Raw genomic sequence first — 24,625 nt, forward strand, 5'->3', positions numbered from 1 at the left:
TTAAGTTAATTTCCAGCACCTAAACTAACTGTAATAAACTAAGGATTACTGGAAATTATTAAAGACTGTTTAGAATTATTCCTAGACGTAAATATTTATAATATGAATTGGGATACATTTGGTACTTCTTCATTAGCAGTACTTACAGAATTTATGTCTATCGAAGATCTTGTTAACGCAAGTCTTGAAGATTTAGTTGTCTTCTTAGTTGATAAGAGTAATAATAGATTTTCTAATCCTGAAGCAACTGCTAAATTACTACAAAACGCCGCTAGAGATTCTTACCGATTAGATAAAGCACTATATGACCCTCTAAATGCCACAATTGCAGCGTCTCTAAACTGCATTAAAACTTTAGAGAAAGAGGTCAAGTGCTTAGATAAAGCTATTGAAAAAGCCGTAAAAAGGCTTGATAATAATCAATTTCAATGCTTAGTATCTATTCCAGGCATAGGACCTATTTTGCAGCTGGTATAGTTTCCGAGTTATAATACATCAGTAAATTTAGCAACCAAGGTTGTTTAGCTAAATATGCTAGCTTAACCTGGCGGAAAAAGCAATCTGGTAACTTTACTGCAGATAATACTTTTCTGACTAAAACAGGAAATAAGTATCTTCGATATTACTTACTTGAAGCCGTCGCTAGCGTTGCTAGACATGACAACGAATATAAAGATTATTATTATCGAAAATATTCTGAAGCCTTAGTGCATAAACATAAAAGAGCACTTACACTAACTGGACGTAAACTTGTAAGATTGATTTTTTCCTTACTACGAAATAATCAACTTTATACCTCTAACGAGGTAGTTGAAAAAGCTACAACTTAATATTTTTCTAATTCCCTTTGTAATTTACAGGTAAAATTCGTAAATCAATCGAGGTTTATTTAGTTCACCTTTTTTTACATAAGACAAACTAGAAATTTTCCAAATTAATAATTTTTTTATCTTGACATATTACCAGTCGTCTTTTGAAATATCTTCTATTTAACTAATGTAGTTTTTATAATCTGGTATTAGTATAGTTTTATGGACACATTTTGATTAACTCTATAAAATAAGATTAAGGAAACATGTATCGATAGAACATATTGGATATATCAGACAACTCTTTATCGGATTTTAGTTGAAGTTCCCAACTTCTTATCGTTTGTCTCATAGATTTGCACGCTTTATTACTTACTTCCGGTGAAAAATCTATAAAATGTTTTCCCTTTTTACTTTTTGACTTCTTGGTCTAAAAGTATATCCCCAAAAGTCAAAATTTATATTATCTTAGATTCTTTTTCCTAAAATCATCTTTACAATAACCAGCAATGGCTAGTAGTGTTGAGCCATCGCTGGTTACTTTTCCTCTCAGAACAGAGGTGTTGGCAATACACCTTATAGAGTTGAGAATAAGATAAAATGTAAGAGAATGCAATTATATTGAGAGTCTAGCAGTTGGTAGTTTTTTTATATTATAATTTGTAAATATTATATATAAGCCGAAAAAGCCCTTGTACAGCTTTTCTTCTCATTAGCTAAGTGATAGGTTTTCTTTCAAACCCTCGGCTCGGTAAAATGCCTCGCAAACTAAAAAGAGAGACATGTTACATATCTTTCATATAAACTTAATTAATTGCTAATCTCTACAATACAAGTCTCTTGTATAAATCTTATTTGTAACATCTCTTATTTCATCACTCAGTCTATTCGTGATGATGATATCAGAAACAGACTTAAACTCATCCAAATCTTTGATAACTCTCGAGTTGAAGAAATGCTCATCTTGAAATGTTGGCTCATATACAACAACTTCAATACCTTTGTCTTTGATTCTCTTCATAACACCTTGAATCGATGAACCTCTGAAATTATCAGAATCCTTTTTCATAGTGAGTCTATGAACACCAACAACTTCAGGTTTTCTAGCAATTATCTGATCTGCTATATGGTCTTTTCTTGTTCTGTTGGCATCAACAATTGCACCAATTATGTTATTTTGTACATCAGAGTAATTTGCTCTAAGTTGTTTCGTATCCTTCGTCAAACAGTAACCACCATAGCCAAATGAGGGATTGTTGTAATGATTACCAATTCTAGGATCCAAACAAACACCGTCAATGACTAATTTCGTATCTAAACCTCTCAGTTCAGCAAATGTATCTAATTCGTTGAAGTATGCCACTCTCATCGCCAAATAAGTATTCGAGAACAGTTTAATTGCTTCTGCTTCAGTTGAATTCATAAACAACACATCAGTATTCTCTTTCTCTCCACCTTCTACCAATAAATCAACAAAAACTCTCGCTCTCTCACTATTCTCCCCTATAACAATTCTTGATGGGTATAAATTATCATACAGAGCCTTTCCTTCACGTAGGAATTCAGGAGAATAGATAATATTGTCCGTTTTGAACATTTCTTTTATTCTTTCTGTATAACCAACAGGAACAGTTGACTTGATAATCATAACAGTTTCAGGATTAATCGCCAAAACATTGGCTATAACAGCTTCAACAGTTCGTGTATTGAAACAATTCTTCTCTGAATCATAATTAGTAGGTGTGGAAATCACTACATAATCCACATTTTGGAAAGCCTTGTAATTATCGGTCGTTGCTCTTAAATTAAGCTCTTTATTCGCAAGATACTCTTCAATTTCCTTATCAATTATTGGAGACTTTCTATTATTGATCATCTCAACTTTTTCTTTGATGATATCTAATGTAATCACTTCATTTTTTTGTGCTAATAGTACAGCAGTTGACAGTCCAACATAACCAGCACCTACAATTGTAATCTTCATACTACACCTCTTATAATAATAACCTAGTACTCTCGAAAACTCTCGAGGCATTGAAATTTCTACATTCATTTTTCTGTAAAAATCAGTTTCACCCCAGATTTTTTTAATCTTTATATTGTACGAATAACTCGTATAATTTAAGCTATCCGCATCATTATCATTTTAATTTTAAAAAACAATCTAAAACAAGACTTTACAAATGTCATAACCCCCCCAAAAATGAAATATGGATACTATTTTCAATTTTTCGTTTTAAGGAGTAATTTTTATGCTAAATGTTAAATTTTCTCATACTCAATATCAAAATTTTGTTGAATCATTTTTGGATAAATTTTTTATTCAAACTCATCAACAAATTACTTTACTAAATCGTCGTTCTCTAATAACAAAATTATGGTCTACCTACCTTACTGGAATTGTACCATTAATACAAAGTACTTATTCCAAATCTACTCAAAGTGCTCCGCCAAAAGATGCAGTAGCATTGCTTAAATCTCTCATTATTATGACTTATAGCAATGAAACTAGCATATCAGCCTGGGTAAATACCCTACAGTCAGAATCGTTTTACGTAATTTTATCAGGTTTTATTCCAGTATGCTATTCATCCCGTAAAACCGGAGGCATTTATGCAGACCTGCATGCCTACACAGGCTTCGCCTTACGGCAAAAAGGTATGCAACTGTAAACTAAAACCCGGTGAAAAATGCGATTGCCTTCGCAAATTTACTGACCCATCTGCTACTTGGGGTTTGGATAGCTTCAATGAACAATATTATTATGTACATACCTTTCATGGTTTTATAGCTTGTGATAGCTTTTACAGCCTACCTTTCCTCTATCCATATTAAATTTGTTAGTGCTACACGTCATGATTCTGTAACTGACGTTTATGCACTTAAAGAACTTGTTAATTTATATGCTGAAATCAAATTTTATTCTGCAGCCTTTGATTCTGCATATGATACTAATGCTTTTTATCTTTTATGCATGCATTATGGAATAAGACCTATTATTGATTTAAATTCTCGTTCATCAAAGCTTTCATCTAACAGTGAATTTGTTAAGCTTAATGAACATAGCATTCCCCACGGTTTGCTTTATGGACATCAGCTTCGAAATTTAGGAATCATTTCTAAAGAATTTAGGCATAAATGGTTATTCCCTGTTCAATGTAACAATTGTGATAAATACCCAATGAAAAGCAATCAAACTTTTTACACCCAAATTTTAGATAACCCTCGATATTTTACTCCAATATTAAGGGGTTCAAAACAGTAGAAAACTCTTTATAAAAGGCGTTCTACGACCGAAAGATGTTGGGACCGAATAAATAACGATTTTCATGCCGAAGATGCCATTGTTTATTCTGCTAAACGCAGAATAGTAAGGGTATTCCTTTGGTGCAATTAATTGTTTTATAGATGCTTGGGCGTCAGAAAAACCAATATCAATTACTGATATTTTTCCAAATCTTAAGAAAACAGCTGCTTAATTTATATTTAAATTAAGTTTAATCTCCAGCCTAAGGCTTTTTTTAAAATTGCATATATGAAGTCTTTTTGTTATGCACAAAATTAAATTTATCATAACCAACTTCATAATATTTACCATCATTTCAATATATTTAAATTTGTCGATTACTGTTTTCCAACTATTTACAATAATCATATTTTACACGTTATAATATTCTCTATACCAATCAACAAACTTTCCAAGACCTTCTTCTAAAGATGTCTGAGGCTTGAAATTAATATCTTTTTCAAGATCACTGACATCTGCATAAGTCCGAAGAACATCTCCAGGTTGCATATCCATAAACTTCTTCTTTGCTTCAATACCGATTTTCTTTTCTAGAATATTAATAAAATCCTCCAATTTAACCGGATTGCTACTTCCAATATTATAAACTTTATATGGAGCAAAGCTACTACTTATACTATCCTTTGTTTCATCCCAATCTGGATTAGCAACAGGAGGTTTATCAATCAATCGTACGATACCTTCCACAATGTCATCAATATATGTAAAATCACGCTCCATCTGCCCATGATTATAGACATCAATTGTTTCACCATCGAAGATTTTCTTAGTAAACTTGTAATACGCCAAATCTGGTCTTCCCCAAGGTCCATAAACAGTAAAGAACCTTAACCCAGTTGTCGGGATGCCATAAAGTTGACTATACGAATGAGCAAATAGTTCATTCGCTTTTTTTGTAGCTGCATAAAAAGAAACAGGGTGATCAGTGTGATGTCCTGTCGAAAACGGAGCCACTTTGTTACCTCCATAAACTGAGCTAGAAGATGCATAAATCAAATGCTTAACTGAATACTTCCTGCAAGCTTCTAATACATTCATAAATCCTACTAAATTTGAATCTATATATGCATTAGGGTTCTCAATTGAATATCGAACACCCGCTTGAGCAGCGAGATGAATTACATATTCAGGTGTAAACTTGTCGAAAGCATGCTCTAAAGAATTAAAGTCTGTCAAATCACATTTAATGAATTGGAATAATTCATTATTAGCAAGCTGTCCAACTCTACTTTTTTTTAGATTAACATCATAATAACTATCATAGTTATCAATACCAAGGACACTTACATTATTATTAACTAGATATTTCGATACGTGATATCCAATAAACCCACCTACACCAGTTACAACAATTTTAATCATTAATTCACCTCCTCTTTTCTGTGACAAACATTAAATAGATTAACAACACTTTCATTTGGTATTATCTGATGCATATTTCTCAAGCATGAAAAAGTTCTTCAATAAATAGAAAAGCCTTTTTGATTTAGTTTTATCAACTGAAAAATCCCAAAGTTCTAATTTATCTTTTCTCATTTGAGCTTTTTCTGCTACCGAAGCCCCCAATTTGTATTCATAGATAGCGCTTTCCCATTCTCCATACATTGGATTTGGCATTACAATAAACTTAGATCCAAATTCGTCTTTGTATTTATCAGTCATAACAACTCTTTCATCAACGCCAAGTTTTGCAAAGTCATTTAAGAAGTCATTTAGGTTATCCCCCATATATAATATTACATGTTTTTCGTCTTCAGCTATTGTTCTACGATCAGTCTTGTTTGAAGAATCGGTTGTAAAAAGTACATGCTCTTCATCAACATTTGGAAAACCTAATGCTTTTAAGTTTTTAACTGTTCCAGTATAACCAGAATTATCATCAAGAACTTTTCTGTTTGAAATGTAGAATACTTCAACTTCATTAGCCTCACAGTATTTTAAGAATTGTACAGCACCAGGCATAGCAGGTGCGATTCCTGCTTGAGTCCAAGGATTCCAAGTAGATGACGAATGTTCTAATCCATGTACAATCAACCATGCCTGATATTGACTGTTGTCTAAAATTGTCTCATCTAGGTCTACAACTATAGTTCTTGGTTTTTTAACACTTTCGTCAGCTAGGTCAGCTTGAACCCTTACTTTAGCTAAATTGAAAGTTTGGTATGACAGTGCTCTAAACTCTGCTGATTTCTGAACCCAAAGAGTCCCCATCACATTTTGTTCATATAGATTAACTGAAGAATAAGTAACAGTCATTATAGCAAATGATAATAGTGATACTAAAAGAACTAATGTTAATAATAATGCAAATCTTTTCTTCAATCTTTAACCTCCTATCAATATGTAAGTTCCATCCATGCATATTTCTATGATATGTAAGTGAAGCACATTCACTTTTATACTTTTATCAACGCTTTATTTAGAACGTTTGCACTTTACCATAGTGAACAAGATCAAATGTTATATCATTACACCCAATATCTTTGTAATATTTTCTTAACAAAACTTTTGAATGTTCATAATCTTATTTCAAATTCACACTTTTCTTCGTTAGTAATATCTCTTGAACAGAAATTATATGTAAATACAGGAAGTTAATTATTCAACATAATTGTTCACTAAAAAGGTAACATTATTGTGCGCGATATATAGATATATTCTGCTTTACCCAGCCCAGGAAACGGTTCCCTCCCCCTTGTGCGATTACGAAATCTTCTAGAATCTTTTTTGAATCTATTCCCAATATATTAAACACATATCCTAAACTTGATATCAGACACGCTTTATGCCTGATATCAAGTTGTTATAATCCATCGAAAATCCTTTCTACTCCAGTTTCGTAATGGTTAAATTAATAATATTCGACAATACATTTTTCTATACAAGGTTACTTTGTGAATGGATCTTCATCTGCCATATAAACGATTCCCTCTGAAACATACAATTTTTCGACTTCATCCCTATAATCTTCGAACCATAGCGTTTGGCTTTTAATCGAATTTTGAACAAAATCATTCAAATAATTTTGTTCTACGTCATTTTCAACTAAATCCAAAACATTTCCCATAAATTCTAAATCCAGTTTTCTAATTTCCTGAAATATATTATAAAAACCAGCTAATCCATCATCATTTAAAGCCTTAGGTTTATTTATAGGTTCTACCACCATATTATATATTGTCATAAAGCTAATATGCCAATCTTTTAATGCTTTATACACCATTCGTGCTTTAACATCTTCTATTTCATAAGTACACTGAATATCTTTACCTGTAATCAACCCACCTTTTTGTAATAATCTAGTGTATGAAGTTCCCGTAGCAGCATACATCTCAGAAAAAATACCTTTACATATTGTCCACGAATACTTATTCATCAATTCATAGTTTTCTCTTAGCTCTTTAAGAGTTGTACCATAATCAAATAAAATGAATCCCATTTGAACATATAAATTGCATTTTTTGAAAATATCTAATGCCTTTTGATTTTGACTCACATTTGCTTTTTTGCCCATTCGTTTTAATGCACTATCGCTAAAGTTCTCTATCCCACATGCAACTGATTCACAACCAGCACGTCGTAATGCAGTCATAATCCCTTCGCTGACCCTATCTGCTCTCAACGTAATTCTAAATCGTATATCTAATCCTCTTCTATTAATCTCATCAGCGAAAGTATTACACCACTCTTCATCACGTGATGGTTCAATAAATGAATCATCAACAAACTTAAAATGTCTAATTCCATAACTATAAAGTTGTTCTAATTCATCAACAATATTATAGATATCTCTTTCTCGCCATTTGGGAGTATCTCCCAATTTCCCAAAAGCAGATATACTACAAAACAAACAATCTGACATGCAACCCCTTGATGCCAAAACATTAATTGGAATTTTGTCTCTAACAGCATATTTTATTGTGTCTCTACTTGGAAAAGGTAATTCATTTAAATTCGAAACGTATGTCGGACGATTATATTGCAGGATATGTTGATCATCATAATAGTATAATCCTTTTATATGTGAAATATCTGGATATCCATGATAAAAATGACTACACAAATCTAAAATCGTCTCTTCTCCCTCTGCAACAGAAACATAATCGAAACCAGATTTCAAAAATTTGCCTGGTTCAAATGTTGGCCCATATCCTCCTGCAATAAATGGTACATTATAGTTTTTAGATTTTAATATTTCTACAATTTCTATTGCAGAATCTCCATTAAGCAAATTACATGAAAATCCAAGAAAAAGAGGTCTTCTTAACAACAATATTCTTTCAATAATCTCATCTGTTGTTAACCGCTCTAACCACCCATCAATAATAATCACTTCAATATCATCTTTTCTACATACAGCAGCTAAATAAGCTAATCCTAAATTTTCCTCTGCACTTTTTATGCAAGTGGGTGCTGTAGTCACAAATATAACTAATGGTTTATGCATATAAATTACCTCCTTGTATAATCTAGGTATAGCATTTGATAAAAAAACAAATGCATTTCTACCGAATATTACACCTTTCTTTTTTATTTATTATTCTTATATTAGACAACTCCGAATAACCCCTTTGGGGCAACCCCCATGTCATAAAGTTATATAGTTTTCTATTTAAATTCCTATAAAGGAACCTAATCAAATTAAATTTAGTATAATACTCCTGAATAGAGGATATATGTACACCTCCTGGGAAGTTTATAAGAACTTATACTCGTGAATTATCGTATCATTCCATCAGGTAGAATTCTATGTTTAGCTGGTTGGGTTTCCCTTTAGGAATTACCCGTGTCACAAACAAGGTTATAGACTAACTGATAGATTGGAAGCTCTATTCTATCTCAAAATAAATTCAAAGGAGATATATACTATATCTAATTTTTTTACAGTCCTACAGTAGGTATTGATATTTCAGCAGTTTTCTCATAGTTTGCAATACTTGCTCCTAATAGAGATATTTATAGGAAGGCTTTTGAGATAAAGCATGTTCTTAATGGTTTCAACCACTTAATTAACCAAATAAAAAAAGTGAAAAATGATAAAAAAGATGCTTTATCTATTGCTAAAACAGGAAAATCTCATAAGAGACTACTATAAACTTACATACACTTGTTCTGTGTTTAATAAAAAGTTATCTACTGATTTAAGAGTTATATTTCGGGGTTACAATACTATTTTTTCAAATGTAACCGCAAATAGTTCTATTGCTATCTTAAGTGATTACCCAATAACCTCAATCCATTTTAGATGACCTAAAGATAGAATATTAGATATTCTTATTAACAAGTCTAAAAAAGGGTTGGCGTGGGCCGAAAAAGTATATTCAAAGCTAATTAATGTTGATAATGAAGCCACTACCATCGGAGTACCGGTATATGTATTAGTGGTTAAAATTAATACTACACTAACATTAATAAACACTTTAGAAATTGAAATAAACAACTTGCTAACTGAAATAAAATCTCTCATTGTCTCAGATAATTTTTCTGAACAAATCAAAAGGAATATTGACCTTTTGGATTCAATTCTAGGAGTAGGACTATTGATAGCTATTACACTAATAGCTAAAATAGGCGATATTAATAGTTTCATTAAACCTAAACACCTAGTTGCTTTTTTTGGTATAAATAAGCTCAATTAATGAGTCAGGTAAATTTAAAGGTAATCAAAATAAAATCTCAAAACGTGGAACTGGTATATGTAGACTAGCATTGTATGCTGTCGCACTTGCTTCCATAAGAAACATCCGTAAAGAAAATCCTATAAATAAAGTTTTATTAGATTATTATAAAAAAATCTTAAAGGTAAAAAAGCTAGTAGCTTTAGTTGCTATAATGCATAAGATAACAAACTATATTTTTTCGGTTTTCCGAAATCAAACACCTTTTGAACAACGTGATCCTAAAATACATAAACAAATGTTTTGTTTTCTAAAAACATTTGTTAAAGCTACTTAAGTTCATTCCAAAATTTTCAATCATTCGGGTTTTAGGATGATTTATTTGCTATGCAATTTTCTATAAAAAATATTTTTTTAATTTTTTACTTGACTATAATTAGCTGTTCTTACTAAAATTCAACTATATCACCATTTTGGCACTCTAAAATTTATAAGTTTTTTTTGTAATACCAAGGTCATCTTCTAATTTTTTAAACAATACTTCGTCCCATCTATCTTTGAAGTATATATTTTTATACTCCTTCATGTTTTGTCTATAATCACCTACATTATCGATAAACGAATCTAATTCCTTTGAATCACAGACCTTAATTTTTTTACCCAAATTATACTTTTCCACCATATAGCAACAATAATTTTGATCAAATGTATCAAATGGGAATATGTAAAGTGGTATTTCTAATTGAATTGCCTCACTTATTAACTGGTGTCCTGATGAGGATATTATAAAATTGCAATCAGAAAGATCGTTATCAAATTCATCTCCAATTTTATTAAACACAAGATTATTGTACCTCTCATATTTAAGGAATTCACTTTCTGTATAGATCTTAAACTCATATTCTTCATAATTCTTGATTAATTCCAAGATTTTTATATAATCAGAAGAATCATTAGTATAAGTTGAAAAATATACAACCACTTTTTTACTATTAATTTCGCCTCTCTCTATGTTCTTTATTATAGGTGGTAAAGTTTCAATATTGTATTCACTACACCTTTCGATAGGAAAGAATGAGGACACATACCTTTTAGTTGCCTTTGGGAAAAAATAATGTAACATATTGGTATCTAAATCGATTGGAATATTATTTATAATTCTTGTGGATAGATTTAAAAATTTTGAATGTTGATCAAGACAAATCAATGGTCTATTTGTAGCATATGCATATTGCGCTACATTTCGTTCATAATCTGTCAATACATAATCAGGATTATTTCCTTCAAAGGCCTTTTGGATCTCACTTGAAAATGTCAAAAAGCTTTCAAATTGATCAATACCATCCTGCACATATTTTCTTTTGGTAGCCTCAAAATCAACTCCTTTATCATTAAAAACAATCCAAGGGGAATAAACCCGAATCTTCTTAATATTAGGATACAAATCATCAATAAACTTCCACCTTTCGCTTGGTATTGCCAAAACTAAGTCAACATTATATTCCATTAATCGATCAATAATCAATCTTTGACGATTAATATGACCATACCCAACTCCACAAATTCCTATTAATATTTTTTTCACTTCTACATCACTCCTTATCCTTGTGGTTTTTGCAAAACAAATCATTATAGTCAGTTATCCTTCACTCTTTCATTTTGCCACACTTCAATAAAGATATCTTTGATTTGACATTCTTGCTTTTGGATTTGATTTTATATCGACAATATTATACTAACACCAAATTGAGTACTCACCAACAATGTTAGATTAAATATTCTGCACACCACTAGCGTTTACTTTGATGTTAAACAAAATAGTAAATTGACTCTAGCAACTTATTGTTCTTCAAATTCAACGAGAATATAGACTCGATATAAAACTAACTTTTCTAAATTTTCAGTATTAGACACTTCCAATGATCCTCAAGAAGGTCATTGATCTTTTTAGAATGTATTTCTCGATCTTTCTATTAAAATGCTCCATTCTGAGTTTTTAACTATTCTTCATTATATATGTACAAATTACACCTCTGAACATCAGTATTTATAAATTTCATTTTCATTAATAATTATATCAGAAAAAATCCCTTGCGGACAATATTTACAATTATGGGGTTTGTTGTTTACATTTTTATTTAGGCTATCTAAAGTTAAAAAATCATCAATTGATTCATAGTTTATATTATATTGGCATGTACTACTAAAATACTCATGCCCTGGGCAAGGATAAATTGTTCCATTTGGATAAAATGTTAAATGTACTCCCAACCAGTGACAATCAAAATCTGTGTCATGATATATATAATCATCATATTCCTGTTTATATAGTTTATTTATATTGAATTTCAAATTTTCTTTATGGTTTGTGTTGGATATATGCTTTTCTATTATACTTTTCATTTTAGGAATTGTTTCTCTTTTAAAATTTTCTATATCTTTTTTTTCCATTCTAATCTCTGAAAGATTTATAGCATCCTCCAAATAAGAAGTCCAAAATAAATCAGCTTTATTGAAAAATGCAAATTCTAATAATTTAGACATTTCACTGTAATTTTGTTTCATTATTACAGTTTGAATAATGAATACAAAATCATTTTCTTTTTTATGATTTTTTATTATCTCAGCAGCCTCTAAAGACTTATCTAGTAGTGCTTCGTTACCTCTGGTTTTTCTAATAACATTTCTATCCAAACTGTATATGGATAACACTACTTGTTCTAACCCCAAAGAAAGCCATTTAGCTATTTTTTCTTTTGTAACTCCCCAACCATTAGTATTTAACCTTACAGATAAGCCATTACTATGCGCTATCTTAAAATATTCATCAATGTTTGAAACCATTGTAGGTTCACCGCCACTTAAGCAAACATAAGTGGCACCCATTTTTTTAATTTTTATGCATATTTTTTCAAAAACTGTTATATCAAAGATGCTATTATTTTCATTCTTAAATTTAATCTCCTTCTGTCGATTTATGCAACACATGCAATTTGCGGGACAATTTGTTGTGAGCTTTACAACAAAGTTTAAATCTTTTTTCATTAAACTCCCCTCCTATATTTCTCTCAGTTGATTTAATAAATTATTTATTTCGCCCCTACTTCTAAGGGTTAAAAATGGTTTGTGTAAATATTTTTCGTGCAACTCCATGATAGTACATTTTCTTGTTTTATTAAATGTCCATAGTCCTTTTAAGAACTTAAAAAATTCGAAATCAAATCTTTCTTCAAGATGTTGAGGCATATCTGACCTCTTTTTTCCATACCTTCTAAATACACCAAACAAACATATTAACCGATTTATATCTAGAAATATAATTAAATCTGCCGATTTAAATCGCAATTCCATTGTTCCTGTATGATTACCATCAATAATCCATTTTTCCTTTGATATAAGTTCGTTTTGCTTCATTATCCATTTCTCTTTCGTTGGTTGCTCCCAATTAGGACCCCAAAATTCAACATCTAGATGAACAATTGGCAACCCCGTTATAGCAGACAATTCTTTAGCCAGAAAACTTTTCCCGCTTCCATTATTGCCAATAATAATAATGCGACTATATTCAAATATATTCAAAATAATCACTTCCTCCTTGTATAATCTAGGTATAGCATTTGATAGAAAACTAAATGCGTTTCTACCGAATATTACACCTTGCTTTTTTATTTATTATTCTTATATTAGACAACTCCAAATAACCCATTTGGGGTACCCGCATGTCATAAAGTTATATAGTTTTCTATTTAAATTCCTATAAATTTATCATCATTTAACAATTTTATATACTAGTTATTATTTTTTTAGGCTCTATCGTGGGCTTATTTGTCATGCCCTAAATCGGCTTTTTTTCTTTTTGCACTATTGTTATTAGTCAAGTGAAATGACAGTAGCAAAGTCAAGAATTTTTGCAGCAAAACAATAGTTTTAGCCTAGAAAATTGCCAGCAAAATACCTGTCGCAAAAGGCATGTTTACTGCCATTTATCTTAACCTATAACAGCACTATCATTAACAGAATATATGTTATATCCATTCTTAATTCAAATATGTTTACATATATTTTGGATTTTACTAACTTATAGCTCCCTGTAGTCCATTAAATTCTTTACAATTACAGATTCTCCGTTGGCTTAACCTATTTAATGTTTTAAACAACTGTCTTCTAATTGTATTAAAGTACTTCTTTATATAAAAAGATTGAAGCTCTTTAAGATTTATAGAAAATAAAAAATACACTATCCTACGGAACGTTCCTCATCCTTAATAAAGTCTAGATATGAATAATTGACTATATAAATCTATTCTTTATTCATTAACTTTCTATATATGTCACAAATTTGTTTTTGTATAAGAGAGATCGACCATCCATCAGATATAATATGATAAATATTAAGAAGAATACCATACTCCTTTTCACTTATCTTGTATATTGCAAAATAATATAAAATTAAAACATTTTTTTAAACAACTCATTTGACCATGTCTCATGTGTCTTTTGAGTACTTTCGTAATTACTAAAGTCTAAAAAATCTATATTTTCATTTTCAAAGTCTTTAATATATTGAAATGGTTCGTTTTCTTTCTCTGAAACCCTTAGTCTTAATCCTTCATTATTTTTTATTATAAGATTAATGGTTTGTTTCATAACTTCAACATCTATATCTTCATATATACTTAGGCATCCACCAATATTATGTAATGGTGAGTTTATATTTATCTTATCTATGTACCATATTCTTTTTTGTGGATGTATTAATTTCCAATAAATCCTCTCATTATTTCTAATCTTTATTCCTCTTCTGATATGTCTTCTATTTAACTAATGTAGTATTTATAATTTTTGTTATATTCTCAACATTAGTGTTTATAAAAAAGTGATCTCCTTCAAAATTGTAAACTTTAAATCCTCTATCCCCATGATTTTTCCAAGCTAATAGTTCTTCTAAAGTTATATCATCTTCTTTTCCATTTAAAATGGAAATATCACATTGAATTTTGTCTTTCTTTTCTTTGTAAAGATACTTCTCTAACATTTTAAAATCACTTCTAAGAATTGGAGTAAATAACTGAAGCAATTCTTTATTGTCTGCAACTTCTTGTGGTGTGCCACCTAACTCAATTACTTCTTTAATAAACTCCTCATCTGGTAATAAATATATCTGTTTTTCATTCCTTGGTATGCTAGGTGCCTTATACCCAGAAAAAAACATATGTTTAGGCCTTCTAACATTTTCTTTGCATATTTTATAATACAACTCATAGGCTAAAAGACTCCCCATACTATGTCCATAAATAGCATACTCATCATGTAATACCTTATCTTTTATATTTTCAAATATGTCCTGAACAGCTTCTTCTAAACTTTCATAAAAAGCTTCATTGAACCGCTTACCTCTACCTTTAAGTTCTATGGGTTCTAGCTGTATTGAAGAATTTAAATACTTTTTCCATTTATAATATATGACTTCCGATCCTCCTGCATATGGTAAACAAAATAATATCATTTAAATATCTCACCTACCTATTAAAGATTAGATCCAATATATTTACTAATTAAACAGTTCTGATCTAACCTTATTATATTCTTAGAAATTTCTTTATTTAATGAACATACAGCTACTTTATAACCTAATTCTATATCAAACAACTTAAAAGTATGTTCTTTATATTCATTATTGCCAATCACTTTAATATTTTCATATTGATTTACTTCAATAGAAAATGACTTTAAAGGTATTGATAATCCTTGTCCACAACATTTAATATAGCTCTCTTTTAATGTCCATATTTCATAAAACCTATCTAATTGAAATTTCAAGTCTTGATTAATAATATACTCAAACTCCTTTGTTTCAAAAAAGTTTTTAGCTATCTCTTCACACTCAATAGGTTTCACCTCTTCAACATCAATTCCTATAGGTTTATCATCAACAGCACATAATACATACTCTCCAGAATGAGATATGTTAAAATTGAAGCTTGGATATTCTTTCAAATAGGGTTTGCCATATTGATTTTTATTGAATCTTATATATCTATTATTAATCTTTAAGTTTTCAACAATTATTGTTCTTATCAATATTTCCCCAATCAGTGTTCTAATTTTATCTTTTTTATTAATAAATTTTTTAATTTTATATTTTTTCTCTGAATCAATTAGCAAACTTAACTTGTCTAACTCTTCTTCGCTAATATCTAAAATTTTTACAGCATAAATTTCCATAAAGCTCCTCGTTATATACTTTTATTTAACTATATTAAAAACTAATACACATATATAAAACTTTTACCAATACTATTATAAGACATCTATACGGATTATTTTGTAGTTTATTGTCTTAAATTTATTATTTTTTATAACAACTTTCTGCATTTTTTTTTGCATTTTCATAATAATATTTTCTACAGATTTATATTTTTACAATTAGCGTTTAATTTCATTATATTTTATTTCACAAATCGCTCTCTTCTTGAACTTTAAATGGTATAGAGATAATTAGACAAAATATTCTGTGTTTTTAATTAATATAATATTTATCTTTCAATAACCCTAAATCATTCTTAGACTATATAGTTCATGGAGGATACAAATTGTCACCCTCCCCATGACATTGCATATTATCTATCAGATTTTTACAACTCACATTTTTAATAACTCTATCCAATTTCATAAAAATAGAGTGACATTCTATCGGTATTATAGAAATGTCACCCCTATAATTTTCTTTTGGTATATCATTAATCACTTCATTATTGTCCTCTAAATTCACATCATTACTGGTTTTAATCATGCTCTCATCACTTATTTTATAATCTAAAAAACTTACTCTTTCTATTTCTTCGCAGTCATCTGATTTTTGCTTTTCTTCAGTCTTTACTTCTTCTTCCTTAACCTCTTTTTTACACTGATCCTCATTATTTTGAGAAGGGTACGCCAATGTATAAAGATTTGAAGTCTGTCCCCCTTTTTCTCTGAATCGGCTGTCTTTCTTTACAAAACCTGCTTCTAAAAGAATTACCATTGTTCTTTGAATTGTTCTTGTAGCTACGCCACAATCACTAGCTATGGTTTTAATAGAAGGAAAACAAGTTCCTTCTCCATTAGCTCTATTAATAAGATAAAACATAACCTGCTTTGCTCTACTTGGTAAATTTGATTTATATACTTTCTCTAGTAACTCATGCTTCTTCATTGAAAAACAGCCTCCTCTTTCTTAAATTTCAATAATATAATCCTTCAATATCTCTTTAAATATCTTCTCGTTTACTTTTCCATCAAATAGATTTGGTGAATAGTCTGTAAAATAAGCTTTATTATTTTCGTTTTCTACTAGCTTCTTTAAATTTGTTCTTCCTAACTCTTGAGAAAAATTAAATATGGTGTTTATACTTAATTCAAATATAGATTCCAAAGCTTTTTTATACTCTGTTATTTCATAAGGCTTACTTCCACTGCATAGCATCCTAACATCACATGCTTTATAAATAGGTATCGTATTTCCATTTAAAACACCTATATCAAAAACATTAAAATTATATTCATTAGGAAATTGCTTATCTGGATAATATTCTACTCCTTTATATTTAAGACTCTCTCCACTATCTTTTATGAACTCATAGTAATCTGCAATGACCTGTAAATGATTATTATCATTAGCTTCCGTATAGCTAACTTTAGCTCCTAATCTATATAAATAATTGGTTAAATTAAAAGCAGTTGTAGTTGTACCACATCTTCTCGATACACCTGCAACTGCAATTTTAATATCCTTTTCCTTAAATATATATTGTGAAACATTACTTGAAAGTTTGTTTTTGTCTCTTGTAAAATAATCTTCATATGTCATTCCTTCTTCACTTATACATTTTAAAATTTCCTTTTTAATTTCTGCTACAGTATTAGCTGTGATAATGTTATAAATCTTCTCATTTACTAAGCTCTTTATTAAATTTTCTTCTTTGCTTTTTCCTTCAGCAAATATAATAACTCTGGAATCATACATAACTTTAAAGGCTCTTAATGCTTCAATAATTTCTTGCTCTGCATCCTTTATTGCTTGTAAATCAATGGCTACATAACTGTAATGACTTAAATTTCTCATATCATGAATAACAAACTTATTTAAATAAAATTCTCCTGATAGCTTTTTAATAATAATCCCTTTTTCTTTTGTGAGAAAATCAAATATTCCTATATTTTTATTGCTTGATATATACAAAAGCACTGTTCTCACCTCTTGCTGCAATTTTGAAATCTGATGGTATTTCAATTGGCTTTTTTTCTGGTTTGAAAGTAAACAGTAGAATAATTCCTACTACAACAATTATGATATATATAAACAGTTCTATTAACGATTTCTTTTTCATTTATTTTGCTCCTTCACTAATTATTTTTCTATTATCCAAAATGGTCCCCCTGCACCCGCTCCTTGTCTTGCTTCATTTAAAACAATTGATAAGTCCCATTCTTTTTCACTTCTATTTCTACTTACAGGGTCTGCCACAAGGATTTTTCTATTTGCTGTTACTCCTCTAAGAACAATAAAATGTCCTAAACTTGTAAAATGTCCTTTAGCCATAATTGCTATAACTAACTTTCCACTTGAAAGTGCATTTACTAATTTTTGTGGTTCATCTACTGTACAACCTTCTACTTTTAATCCAAAATGCTTTGCGCCTTCTGGAATTAAAGTATGATAAGAACCTGCACCTTCACAACAATATCCATTATCATAAGACCACTGGCTCATTTGAACTGGATCAACTTTTCTATTGGTTAAACTTGAAACTACCATTGATAATGCTGTTGGTCCACAACCACTATTTCCTATTGTGCCTGTTTTACCATAAGGCTTGTCTTTCCATCTTGAATCGGCTTGATTATAGTAAACTACTTCTGTAGCTCCATCTTTAAAAGATATACCTGAAAAGTCTAATCCACTACTTTCTAAATAGCTTTTATCATTGGGATTTATTAACTGTTCATAGCTATATTGATTTACAATACTTTCAACTTTCGTTAACTCAGCACCTTTGAACTGGTACTTTATAGCTTCAAAAGGGTTAGTAAGTATATATACCATAAACGTCATAATTAAAAGCACCGCTATTAACGGTGCCATTACAATAAGTATTGTTTTATGCCTTGCTTCTTCATCTTTTACAGCTTGTATTGCTATTTTAGCTAATGTAGCTGCTGTCTTTGGATCTATTGCCATCAAATCACCTCGCTTTTATCTTCCTCCAGCTTTACCCATGTACTCAAACTTATATTCAGGTATTTCAAAAACTACATGTAATCTCTTTGAACCAATCATAACTAAAGCATTTCCTCTTTTTTTACTTGCAAGTAACTCTTCCTCTGCATCTGTGAGATTATAAAGCTCCTTTGTTTCATGAAGGTTTCTACCATCAGTACCCATAATTATCTTGAAGCATGGTATATCTAATAAAGCTTGACCATACATTTTAATTTGTGGGTCAAGAAAATCTACAACTGAATGACTTATAATAGCAACTCCTGCTTCATACTTTCTTGCTCTTTTTTCTACATTTCTAAGAAATACTAAGCTTTGAGGTACACTAGGGTCAATCATTAAATAAGCTTCGTCACATATTAGTAAAACTCTCTCATTTCTATCCTTACTCATTTCTTGCCAACACCATGTAAGAATATTAAAATATTGAGTTCGCTTTATATTATCACTAGTGTTTTGTAAATCGTGAGTATCAAGACATACACATCTTGTATTGGTTTTAATAGAACTATGTCCATTCCATAAAAAAGAATCACTTCCCATTGCAATATCTTTAAGTAATAAAGCAAGGTCAGTGAATATATTTTGTTCACTTTCCTTGCGTGTTTTCTCTTTTGCCTTTGCTTTCTTGTTTACTAATTCATATAGGTCAGAAAATATAGGGAAATCGTCATTATTTAATTTTGTAATATCAGTATCCCAAGTTATATTAAAGCTGTTATATAGCTCAATTATACAATCTTTTAATATAGCTCTTTCTCTATCAGTAAGTGAAGGTAGATACAGATTAAAGAATATCTCTAAATTCTTAATATAAATTGCCATATCTCCCATACCAAAACCTTCATCCTTATAAACCTCGTCATCCTCATCTATTGGGGTAGGTCTTATTTGTAATGGATTTATTCTTCCGTTACTTCCACCACCTGCATTAATCCAATTGCCCTCAAGAGCTTCACACAATTCTTTATACTCTCTTTCTGGATCTACGAAAATTATTTTTGTACCTTTCATGTACTCAGAAAGTGCTATATGCTTTACTGCTGTACTTTTACCAACACCTGCAACCCCCATAATAACCATATTAGTATTGGTTCTATCATTACCACGCTTCCAAGTATCAAAAACAATTAATCCACCACTAGTATCTCTTCCAAAATAATAACCTGTCCCATCATTATAACCACTTGATGAAAAAGGAAATCCACCTACAAAGGTGGATAACGGTATAATTCTTGATACTATTTGCTCTATGTTTTCGTCACTTGTATAAAACGGCGAGAGTGTTTTAAAAGCTTGTTCTTGTAAATTGGCAAGAGTTCTTGGTTTACATTTATTCATTGCACAAGTGCTTTCTGTCTTTCTGCAAACTTTATTAAAAGCCTCTTCATCTTTAGATATTGGCATAATAGTTATTCCTAGTAATCCCACTGTTTCACCATTTTGGTCTATCTGAACCATAATTTTTTCTCCATCTAAAGCTGCTCTTTCTGCTCTTTTCTGTGCTAAAGGGTCTTTTGCACTTTCAGCAGCTCCACGATTTTGAATAATACTTCGTGATAAACTCTCAATAAAAGCACCATTATCAATAGGTGTAAATGATACACTGACAATGGTGCTTGGTATATTAGTTATTTTAGAAAGCCACCCATAATCAACTTTCTGAGGATATTTTACTATGCCATAAACTTTACCTGTATTTTCTCCAATGACAAGACTATTTCTCTTAAATTCTAATCCCATTGGAGTTATTATATTTAAAAGTGCATTGTTTAATAAATTCTCTGTGTTAGTATTCTTTTTTACCATTATTACCACTCCATTTCTTCCTCATAATCACTCTCTAAATATTCATGCCCTGATAATATTTCAGGTTTAATTGGTCTCCCAATCTCATAACTTTCTTGTATTTCTCTATCAAATTCCTCTTTGTTATAATAATACAATGTTTCCATAACCGCACCTTTCATGGAATAAAAATCAATTTTCCCATAAAAGCTATTGTCTATATACGCCATGCTAATTCCTCCTCACTTTTTTAAGTTTGTTATTTAAACTAAATTATTGTTCTTTCTATAACAACGGAATAGTAGCCTTAAACTCGCTATCTTCAATGTTAGAATAGGCAGGATTATTAACAAGATTGCAAAGCCTTACTATATCTTGCTCTTTTAATATTTCACAACCTATACTTCCACTTTCAAATTTTGATACAAATTCATAACACCTTTTAGATAGATCTCTTTCTACTCCCTCTTCATATTTCTCCCAGAGCATGATATAGAATTGTCTTTCTACTACATCCCCTGATAAAGCATAATTACTCATTACAAGCATTTCATTTCTTAATAAATCCTTTTGCTTTTGGTCTGATGTACTTGAAATTATTTGTGTATATTCATTAATAAGTGGTGAAATATCTACTGGTCTTGAAACAGCAAGAAATTTAAAAGGCTTCTGTTCACTAGAAAGCTCCGCTGTAAGTGTTTTGTTTAATTGTTTCTTTTCTCTTTCTGAAAACAAATCAATACTTATAGGATTAATTTTTATATACATAATAATTTGACCGTCCCTTGTATAAAGGAAACGGTCTTTAATATCTTTTACATTTACAAACTCATTGGCTGTATGCTCATCTTTATTTAAAGCATCTTTACATTTTCTCTTATCTTTTTTTAGAAAAATTAAAGTTCCTCCTAAAGTTAAACAAACTATAATCATAATAATTGGTATAATAGGTTTCATGTTGCACCTCCTAAAGTTCAAATTCTTCTTCATCCCAAGGCATGACTTCTATTGTTTCTACTTCCTTCACATCATAAAAGCCATATTGTTCTGGTTCTTTAAATCTTTCTGAGTACTTTTTTATCTGCTCATCATTTAAAGATGTAAATTCTCCTTCCTCATTAAATCCACAAAGAAAAAACGTGCCAGCAATAATATCTCTGCCAACACGCCTATTACCTTCTAATCCTATTAATTTTCCTTCTTCATTACATACAAGACTTGTATTTTCATCTAAATCAACAGCTTGAATTAATCCTTCAACTATCTTTTGCATTGAAGCTAAATCTTTAATAATTTCTGCTTCATAAGGTACTTTTTGTGGCTCAATTATTAATATTCTCACGTTCTTCCATCTCCTTTAATTTTTAGGAGCTATATGCCAATCATCATATAAGCTGCCTTTAATATTTACATAATCATTTAAGTTTATAGATAGCATTCCATCTGGTGTCCAAGTGTCAATAACCTGTGAATACACATTATATGTTCCATCTGGATACCATATCGGTGTAAAGTGTACTCTTTGATTATAAGTTGAGTATTTATTACTTTTAAGCTTAAAGCTTGCAGAATACCCTGCTGACATTTTTTCTAAAATTCTATTGTAATTTTGATAATTAAATTCTGGATAATAGGATATTACATTTTGAGCACCTGTTATTGCTGAACTTGGAGCATTAGAGCTTAAATTTGTTGATACATTTACATTTACTCCATAGCCAGATTTTATTGTTTTTAATAAAGCTGTAGGAACTTTGCTGTCAGGCTGAACATTTATATTAGCTGAAAGATTTGCATTATAGCTTATCCATCTATATTTCCAATCTCCTCTATCTACCCAATGCCCATTATCAACCCAATGTCCTCCACCACTACCATTACTAACCCAACTCCAATCTGCCTCCCATTCCCACTTAGGTTCCCAATAACAATCCCATTCTCCCCATATTGCAGAAGTCTTTTGAGCTTTACTTGGAATGCTTGGAATTTTAAAATTATTATTTTTATCATAAGCTGTTGGATTAGGTGGTGTATTTTCTTTTAAATCAACAATTTTTGCTGTAATAGATGCTCTGCCTGCTGATGCTCCACTTACACTAACATCAATATTAAGTGTTTGTGGTGTTAATGGAGTATGCCATTTAAACCAAACTTTTTGAGATTCATCTTCTGGAATATAAATGTTATTAACTGTGTAATTTTGTCCATTCACTCTAAAAGTTACAGATACAGGACTATCTGGTGTACGTCTTTTTTGTGTACTTACTGTTATTGAAGAAATAACATCAGTATCACATCTGTATTCATAATAATTAGTATCTATAACAACTCCTTTATCAGCTTCACCAAAACGTATAACTCCAAGCCCTAAATATGCCTTTATCTGTGCATTAGATACTTTTTGGTTATTTGCACCTGTCCATGCAGGAAAACCTAAATCAGAAGTTTGCAAAAATAAAGCAAGAGGTAAATTTTTATGAGATAAACTTACCATCTTGCTTCTTAAGCCTCCACCTAATTTTTCATCATATAAAGCTGCTTCATGTGCAGTCATAGCTATATAAACACCTTGAAACGTCATATATGCTATAGGTTCTATTAGTAATTTATAATCACCGTTTATAAGATTATCATATTTCATACCTGTAATATCTGCAATTAACCTTATTGCATACTCTGAGCAAAAATACTTTTTAGTAGCTTCAATATTTATACTGTAACTGCTTGAACCTATTATTCTTGGCATTGGCTGTGAAGGTTTATAGTACACATATCCATTCATCTTTGGAGATAATGTAGCACCATTAACATATTGAATTTTGCTCTTTTTACCAAAGTGACCAATGTTAGATGGCTGGTTATTATTTGATAAATCAATTGGTGTAGTAACTGGCATTTTATCACTATTTCTAATAACTGTTACTCTAACCCCATCATTACCTGGATTCCAAAAGTTTTGACTTGTACCATTTCCCATTCCACCCCCACCACCATCAAAATTCCCATCTCCTGTGGCTAAAGCATTTTTGGGAATAGAAATTACTATTAGCATTATACAAAGTAAAAATGCTGTTATTCTCCTCATAAAACACCTCCAAAAAATTAAGAGTACAGCTTTTTGCCATACTCTTAAAATATATTTTAATAAGCCTTAATCCATTTGTCCAACCTGTTTATTTATATCTCCACTAGAATTTACGTTTTCTCCTTTATTTGCTCCTCCGTCTTCAACTGTTCCGAATCCTGGGAAGTTTCCTTGTCCTTTATTGTTAGCTTCTCCACCCTTTGGAGGTTGAGATTGAGGTTTCACTTCTTTTTCTGGATATGTTGGAACTTTATTTTTATTTGTTACATCATCACTAGTTTTTGGTTTTTCTTTTGGTGGTTCAGGTTTAATAACCTTATCCGCTTTCTTTGGAGTTTCACTATTTGTATCTAACTGTTTATCCTCAGTAGGTTTTTCCATTTTTTCATCACTTCCTATTACTGGAACTTTAACTTGTGATGAATTATTGTCTTTTGTATCATCCTTTTTTAAATCTACTGATTTATTATCCTTTACCAAAGCTTGAGCATCTTTAGCATTATGCTCTTTCGTAATAGAAGCTAATAATACCATTCCTAAACCTATAACTAACACCACGAGAACTGATACCAAAATATTTTTCTTTACCTTTAAATTAAATTTGTTCATGAAAACTACCTCCCTTATTTTTTTTATAACATAACGTGTTTTTCTACGCTTGTTAAAAAATAAACATACTTTCATCAAAATGTCTAGTTCTTTTTTTAAAATTTATCTTTTTATTTATTCACATTTTGTCCACAAGCTTTACTGTGGATA

At 30.4% G+C, this 24,625-nt stretch carries 25 protein-coding genes and 1 pseudogene; 5 read left to right on the forward strand and 21 right to left on the reverse strand.

Annotated elements, in window-relative coordinates; all coding sequences use genetic code 11:
* Positions 1-102: 102 nt before the first annotated feature.
* Both J2Z44_RS21545 and J2Z44_RS21550 read left to right on the forward strand, forming a co-directional pair.
* Positions 103-477 carry a hypothetical protein gene (locus J2Z44_RS21545; protein WP_021284891.1) on the forward strand — a complete coding sequence of 125 codons (375 nt, stop codon included), beginning with the start codon at positions 103-105 and terminating at the stop codon, positions 475-477.
* Positions 478-494: 17 nt separating this feature from the next.
* The gene (locus tag J2Z44_RS21550; protein ID WP_242833443.1) at positions 495-830 is read left to right on the forward strand and encodes a transposase; all 336 of its coding nucleotides are present in this window, start codon (positions 495-497) and stop codon (positions 828-830) included.
* A gap of 796 nt (positions 831-1,626) precedes the next feature.
* Here the strand turns inward: J2Z44_RS21550 and J2Z44_RS11400 are convergent.
* Positions 1,627-2,793: a nucleotide sugar dehydrogenase gene (locus J2Z44_RS11400; protein ID WP_021284892.1), complete on the reverse strand. Its 1,167-nt coding sequence runs from the start codon at positions 2,791-2,793 to the stop codon at positions 1,627-1,629.
* A 268-nt stretch (positions 2,794-3,061) separates the two neighbouring features.
* Between J2Z44_RS11400 and J2Z44_RS11405 the strand changes: the two genes are divergently transcribed.
* Together J2Z44_RS11405 and J2Z44_RS11410 are read left to right on the forward strand one after the other, a co-directional pair.
* The gene (locus J2Z44_RS11405) at positions 3,062-3,481 is read left to right on the forward strand and encodes a hypothetical protein (RefSeq protein ID WP_021284893.1); all 420 of its coding nucleotides are present in this window, start codon (positions 3,062-3,064) and stop codon (positions 3,479-3,481) included.
* Positions 3,482-3,603: 122 nt separating this feature from the next.
* On the forward strand, positions 3,604-4,074 hold the full coding sequence (locus J2Z44_RS11410; protein WP_021284894.1) for a hypothetical protein: 471 nt from the start codon (positions 3,604-3,606) through the stop codon (positions 4,072-4,074).
* A gap of 393 nt (positions 4,075-4,467) precedes the next feature.
* Here the strand turns inward: J2Z44_RS11410 and J2Z44_RS11415 are convergent, their stop codons facing one another.
* From J2Z44_RS11415 to J2Z44_RS11425, 3 genes are all read right to left on the reverse strand, one after another.
* Positions 4,468-5,478, reverse strand: coding sequence for an NAD-dependent epimerase (locus J2Z44_RS11415; protein ID WP_021284895.1), 1,011 nt, complete (start codon positions 5,476-5,478; stop codon positions 4,468-4,470).
* A gap of 51 nt (positions 5,479-5,529) precedes the next feature.
* Positions 5,530-6,438, reverse strand: coding sequence for a 5'-nucleotidase, lipoprotein e(P4) family (locus J2Z44_RS11420; RefSeq protein ID WP_021284896.1), 909 nt, complete (start codon positions 6,436-6,438; stop codon positions 5,530-5,532).
* 565 nt (positions 6,439-7,003) lie between these two features.
* Positions 7,004-8,563 (reverse strand): B12-binding domain-containing radical SAM protein, encoded by a 1,560-nt coding sequence (locus tag J2Z44_RS11425; protein WP_021284897.1) that lies wholly within the window; start codon positions 8,561-8,563, stop codon positions 7,004-7,006.
* A 453-nt stretch (positions 8,564-9,016) separates the two neighbouring features.
* Here J2Z44_RS11425 and J2Z44_RS22070 point away from each other — a divergent pair.
* Positions 9,017-10,071, forward strand: a pseudogene (locus J2Z44_RS22070) (transposase).
* Positions 10,072-10,215: 144 nt separating this feature from the next.
* Here the strand turns inward: J2Z44_RS22070 and J2Z44_RS11435 are convergent.
* The 17 genes from J2Z44_RS11435 to J2Z44_RS11510 form a co-directional block, all read right to left on the reverse strand.
* Complete coding sequence (locus tag J2Z44_RS11435) at positions 10,216-11,319, reverse strand: glycosyltransferase family protein (protein WP_209649583.1); 1,104 nt, start codon at positions 11,317-11,319, stop codon at positions 10,216-10,218.
* A gap of 455 nt (positions 11,320-11,774) precedes the next feature.
* Complete coding sequence (locus J2Z44_RS11440; RefSeq protein WP_021284901.1) at positions 11,775-12,779, reverse strand: radical SAM protein; 1,005 nt, start codon at positions 12,777-12,779, stop codon at positions 11,775-11,777.
* A gap of 12 nt (positions 12,780-12,791) precedes the next feature.
* Positions 12,792-13,313 carry a P-loop NTPase family protein gene (locus J2Z44_RS11445; protein WP_021284902.1) on the reverse strand — a complete coding sequence of 174 codons (522 nt, stop codon included), beginning with the start codon at positions 13,311-13,313 and terminating at the stop codon, positions 12,792-12,794.
* A 721-nt stretch (positions 13,314-14,034) separates the two neighbouring features.
* Positions 14,035-14,184 carry a condensation domain-containing protein gene (locus tag J2Z44_RS21960; protein WP_342591514.1) on the reverse strand — a complete coding sequence of 50 codons (150 nt, stop codon included), beginning with the start codon at positions 14,182-14,184 and terminating at the stop codon, positions 14,035-14,037.
* Positions 14,184-14,540: a condensation domain-containing protein gene (locus J2Z44_RS21830; protein WP_342591515.1), complete on the reverse strand. Its 357-nt coding sequence runs from the start codon at positions 14,538-14,540 to the stop codon at positions 14,184-14,186. Before J2Z44_RS21830 ends, J2Z44_RS21960 begins: the two co-directional genes overlap by 1 nt.
* Positions 14,541-14,547: 7 nt before the next feature.
* Positions 14,548-15,240 carry a thioesterase II family protein gene (locus tag J2Z44_RS11455; RefSeq protein WP_021284904.1) on the reverse strand — a complete coding sequence of 231 codons (693 nt, stop codon included), beginning with the start codon at positions 15,238-15,240 and terminating at the stop codon, positions 14,548-14,550.
* Positions 15,241-15,260: 20 nt separating this feature from the next.
* The gene (locus J2Z44_RS11460) at positions 15,261-15,959 is read right to left on the reverse strand and encodes a 4'-phosphopantetheinyl transferase family protein (protein ID WP_209649584.1); all 699 of its coding nucleotides are present in this window, start codon (positions 15,957-15,959) and stop codon (positions 15,261-15,263) included.
* A gap of 352 nt (positions 15,960-16,311) precedes the next feature.
* The gene (locus J2Z44_RS11465) at positions 16,312-16,929 is read right to left on the reverse strand and encodes a helix-turn-helix domain-containing protein (RefSeq protein ID WP_021284907.1); all 618 of its coding nucleotides are present in this window, start codon (positions 16,927-16,929) and stop codon (positions 16,312-16,314) included.
* A 21-nt stretch (positions 16,930-16,950) separates the two neighbouring features.
* On the reverse strand, positions 16,951-17,961 hold the full coding sequence (locus J2Z44_RS11470) for a hypothetical protein (RefSeq protein ID WP_021284908.1): 1,011 nt from the start codon (positions 17,959-17,961) through the stop codon (positions 16,951-16,953).
* Positions 17,936-18,103: a hypothetical protein gene (locus J2Z44_RS11475; RefSeq protein WP_021284909.1), complete on the reverse strand. Its 168-nt coding sequence runs from the start codon at positions 18,101-18,103 to the stop codon at positions 17,936-17,938. The genes J2Z44_RS11470 and J2Z44_RS11475 overlap by 26 nt, the downstream gene beginning before the upstream one ends.
* A 20-nt stretch (positions 18,104-18,123) precedes the next feature.
* The gene (locus J2Z44_RS11480; protein ID WP_021284910.1) at positions 18,124-18,954 is read right to left on the reverse strand and encodes a C39 family peptidase; all 831 of its coding nucleotides are present in this window, start codon (positions 18,952-18,954) and stop codon (positions 18,124-18,126) included.
* Between the two features lie 15 nt (positions 18,955-18,969).
* Positions 18,970-20,802, reverse strand: coding sequence for a VirB4 family type IV secretion system protein (locus tag J2Z44_RS11485; protein ID WP_021284911.1), 1,833 nt, complete (start codon positions 20,800-20,802; stop codon positions 18,970-18,972).
* Between the two features lie 2 nt (positions 20,803-20,804).
* On the reverse strand, positions 20,805-21,011 hold the full coding sequence (locus tag J2Z44_RS11490) for a hypothetical protein (RefSeq protein WP_021284912.1): 207 nt from the start codon (positions 21,009-21,011) through the stop codon (positions 20,805-20,807).
* Between the two features lie 55 nt (positions 21,012-21,066).
* Positions 21,067-21,738, reverse strand: a complete 672-nt coding sequence (locus J2Z44_RS11495) for a hypothetical protein (RefSeq protein ID WP_209649585.1) — start codon at positions 21,736-21,738, stop codon at positions 21,067-21,069.
* Positions 21,739-21,748: 10 nt separating this feature from the next.
* Positions 21,749-22,123 carry a DUF3846 domain-containing protein gene (locus tag J2Z44_RS11500; protein WP_021284915.1) on the reverse strand — a complete coding sequence of 125 codons (375 nt, stop codon included), beginning with the start codon at positions 22,121-22,123 and terminating at the stop codon, positions 21,749-21,751.
* A gap of 15 nt (positions 22,124-22,138) precedes the next feature.
* Positions 22,139-23,866: a DUF8193 domain-containing protein gene (locus J2Z44_RS11505; protein WP_021284916.1), complete on the reverse strand. Its 1,728-nt coding sequence runs from the start codon at positions 23,864-23,866 to the stop codon at positions 22,139-22,141.
* Positions 23,867-23,932: 66 nt separating this feature from the next.
* The gene (locus J2Z44_RS11510) at positions 23,933-24,475 is read right to left on the reverse strand and encodes a DUF6550 family protein (protein ID WP_021284917.1); all 543 of its coding nucleotides are present in this window, start codon (positions 24,473-24,475) and stop codon (positions 23,933-23,935) included.
* Positions 24,476-24,625 lie beyond the last annotated feature (150 nt).

The organism is Clostridium punense (assembly GCF_017874425.1).
Taxonomy (GTDB): Bacteria; Bacillota; Clostridia; order Clostridiales; family Clostridiaceae; genus Clostridium_J; species Clostridium_J punense.

Bases quoted from the DNA above. Each gene is read 5' to 3' on its own strand.
- J2Z44_RS11505 (WP_021284916.1), bottom strand. From the start codon at position 23,866: ATGAGGAGAATAACAGCATTTTTACTTTGTATAATGCTAATAGTAATT.
- J2Z44_RS11475 (WP_021284909.1), bottom strand. From the start codon at position 18,103: ATGAAAAAGAAATCGTTAATAGAACTGTTTATATATATCATAATTGTT.
- J2Z44_RS11440 (WP_021284901.1), bottom strand. From the start codon at position 12,779: ATGAAAAAAGATTTAAACTTTGTTGTAAAGCTCACAACAAATTGTCCC.
- J2Z44_RS11460 (WP_209649584.1), bottom strand. From the start codon at position 15,959: ATGGAAATTTATGCTGTAAAAATTTTAGATATTAGCGAAGAAGAGTTA.
- J2Z44_RS11455 (WP_021284904.1), bottom strand. From the start codon at position 15,240: ATGATATTATTTTGTTTACCATATGCAGGAGGATCGGAAGTCATATAT.
- J2Z44_RS11510 (WP_021284917.1), bottom strand. From the start codon at position 24,475: ATGAACAAATTTAATTTAAAGGTAAAGAAAAATATTTTGGTATCAGTT.
- J2Z44_RS11465 (WP_021284907.1), bottom strand. From the start codon at position 16,929: ATGAAGAAGCATGAGTTACTAGAGAAAGTATATAAATCAAATTTACCA.
- J2Z44_RS11405 (WP_021284893.1), top strand. From the start codon at position 3,062: ATGCTAAATGTTAAATTTTCTCATACTCAATATCAAAATTTTGTTGAA.
- J2Z44_RS11480 (WP_021284910.1), bottom strand. From the start codon at position 18,954: ATGGCAATAGATCCAAAGACAGCAGCTACATTAGCTAAAATAGCAATA.
- J2Z44_RS11425 (WP_021284897.1), bottom strand. From the start codon at position 8,563: ATGCATAAACCATTAGTTATATTTGTGACTACAGCACCCACTTGCATA.
- J2Z44_RS11485 (WP_021284911.1), bottom strand. From the start codon at position 20,802: ATGGTAAAAAAGAATACTAACACAGAGAATTTATTAAACAATGCACTT.
- J2Z44_RS11400 (WP_021284892.1), bottom strand. From the start codon at position 2,793: ATGAAGATTACAATTGTAGGTGCTGGTTATGTTGGACTGTCAACTGCT.
- J2Z44_RS11490 (WP_021284912.1), bottom strand. From the start codon at position 21,011: ATGGCGTATATAGACAATAGCTTTTATGGGAAAATTGATTTTTATTCC.
- J2Z44_RS21545 (WP_021284891.1), top strand. From the start codon at position 103: ATGAATTGGGATACATTTGGTACTTCTTCATTAGCAGTACTTACAGAA.
- J2Z44_RS11495 (WP_209649585.1), bottom strand. From the start codon at position 21,738: ATGAAACCTATTATACCAATTATTATGATTATAGTTTGTTTAACTTTA.
- J2Z44_RS11415 (WP_021284895.1), bottom strand. From the start codon at position 5,478: ATGATTAAAATTGTTGTAACTGGTGTAGGTGGGTTTATTGGATATCAC.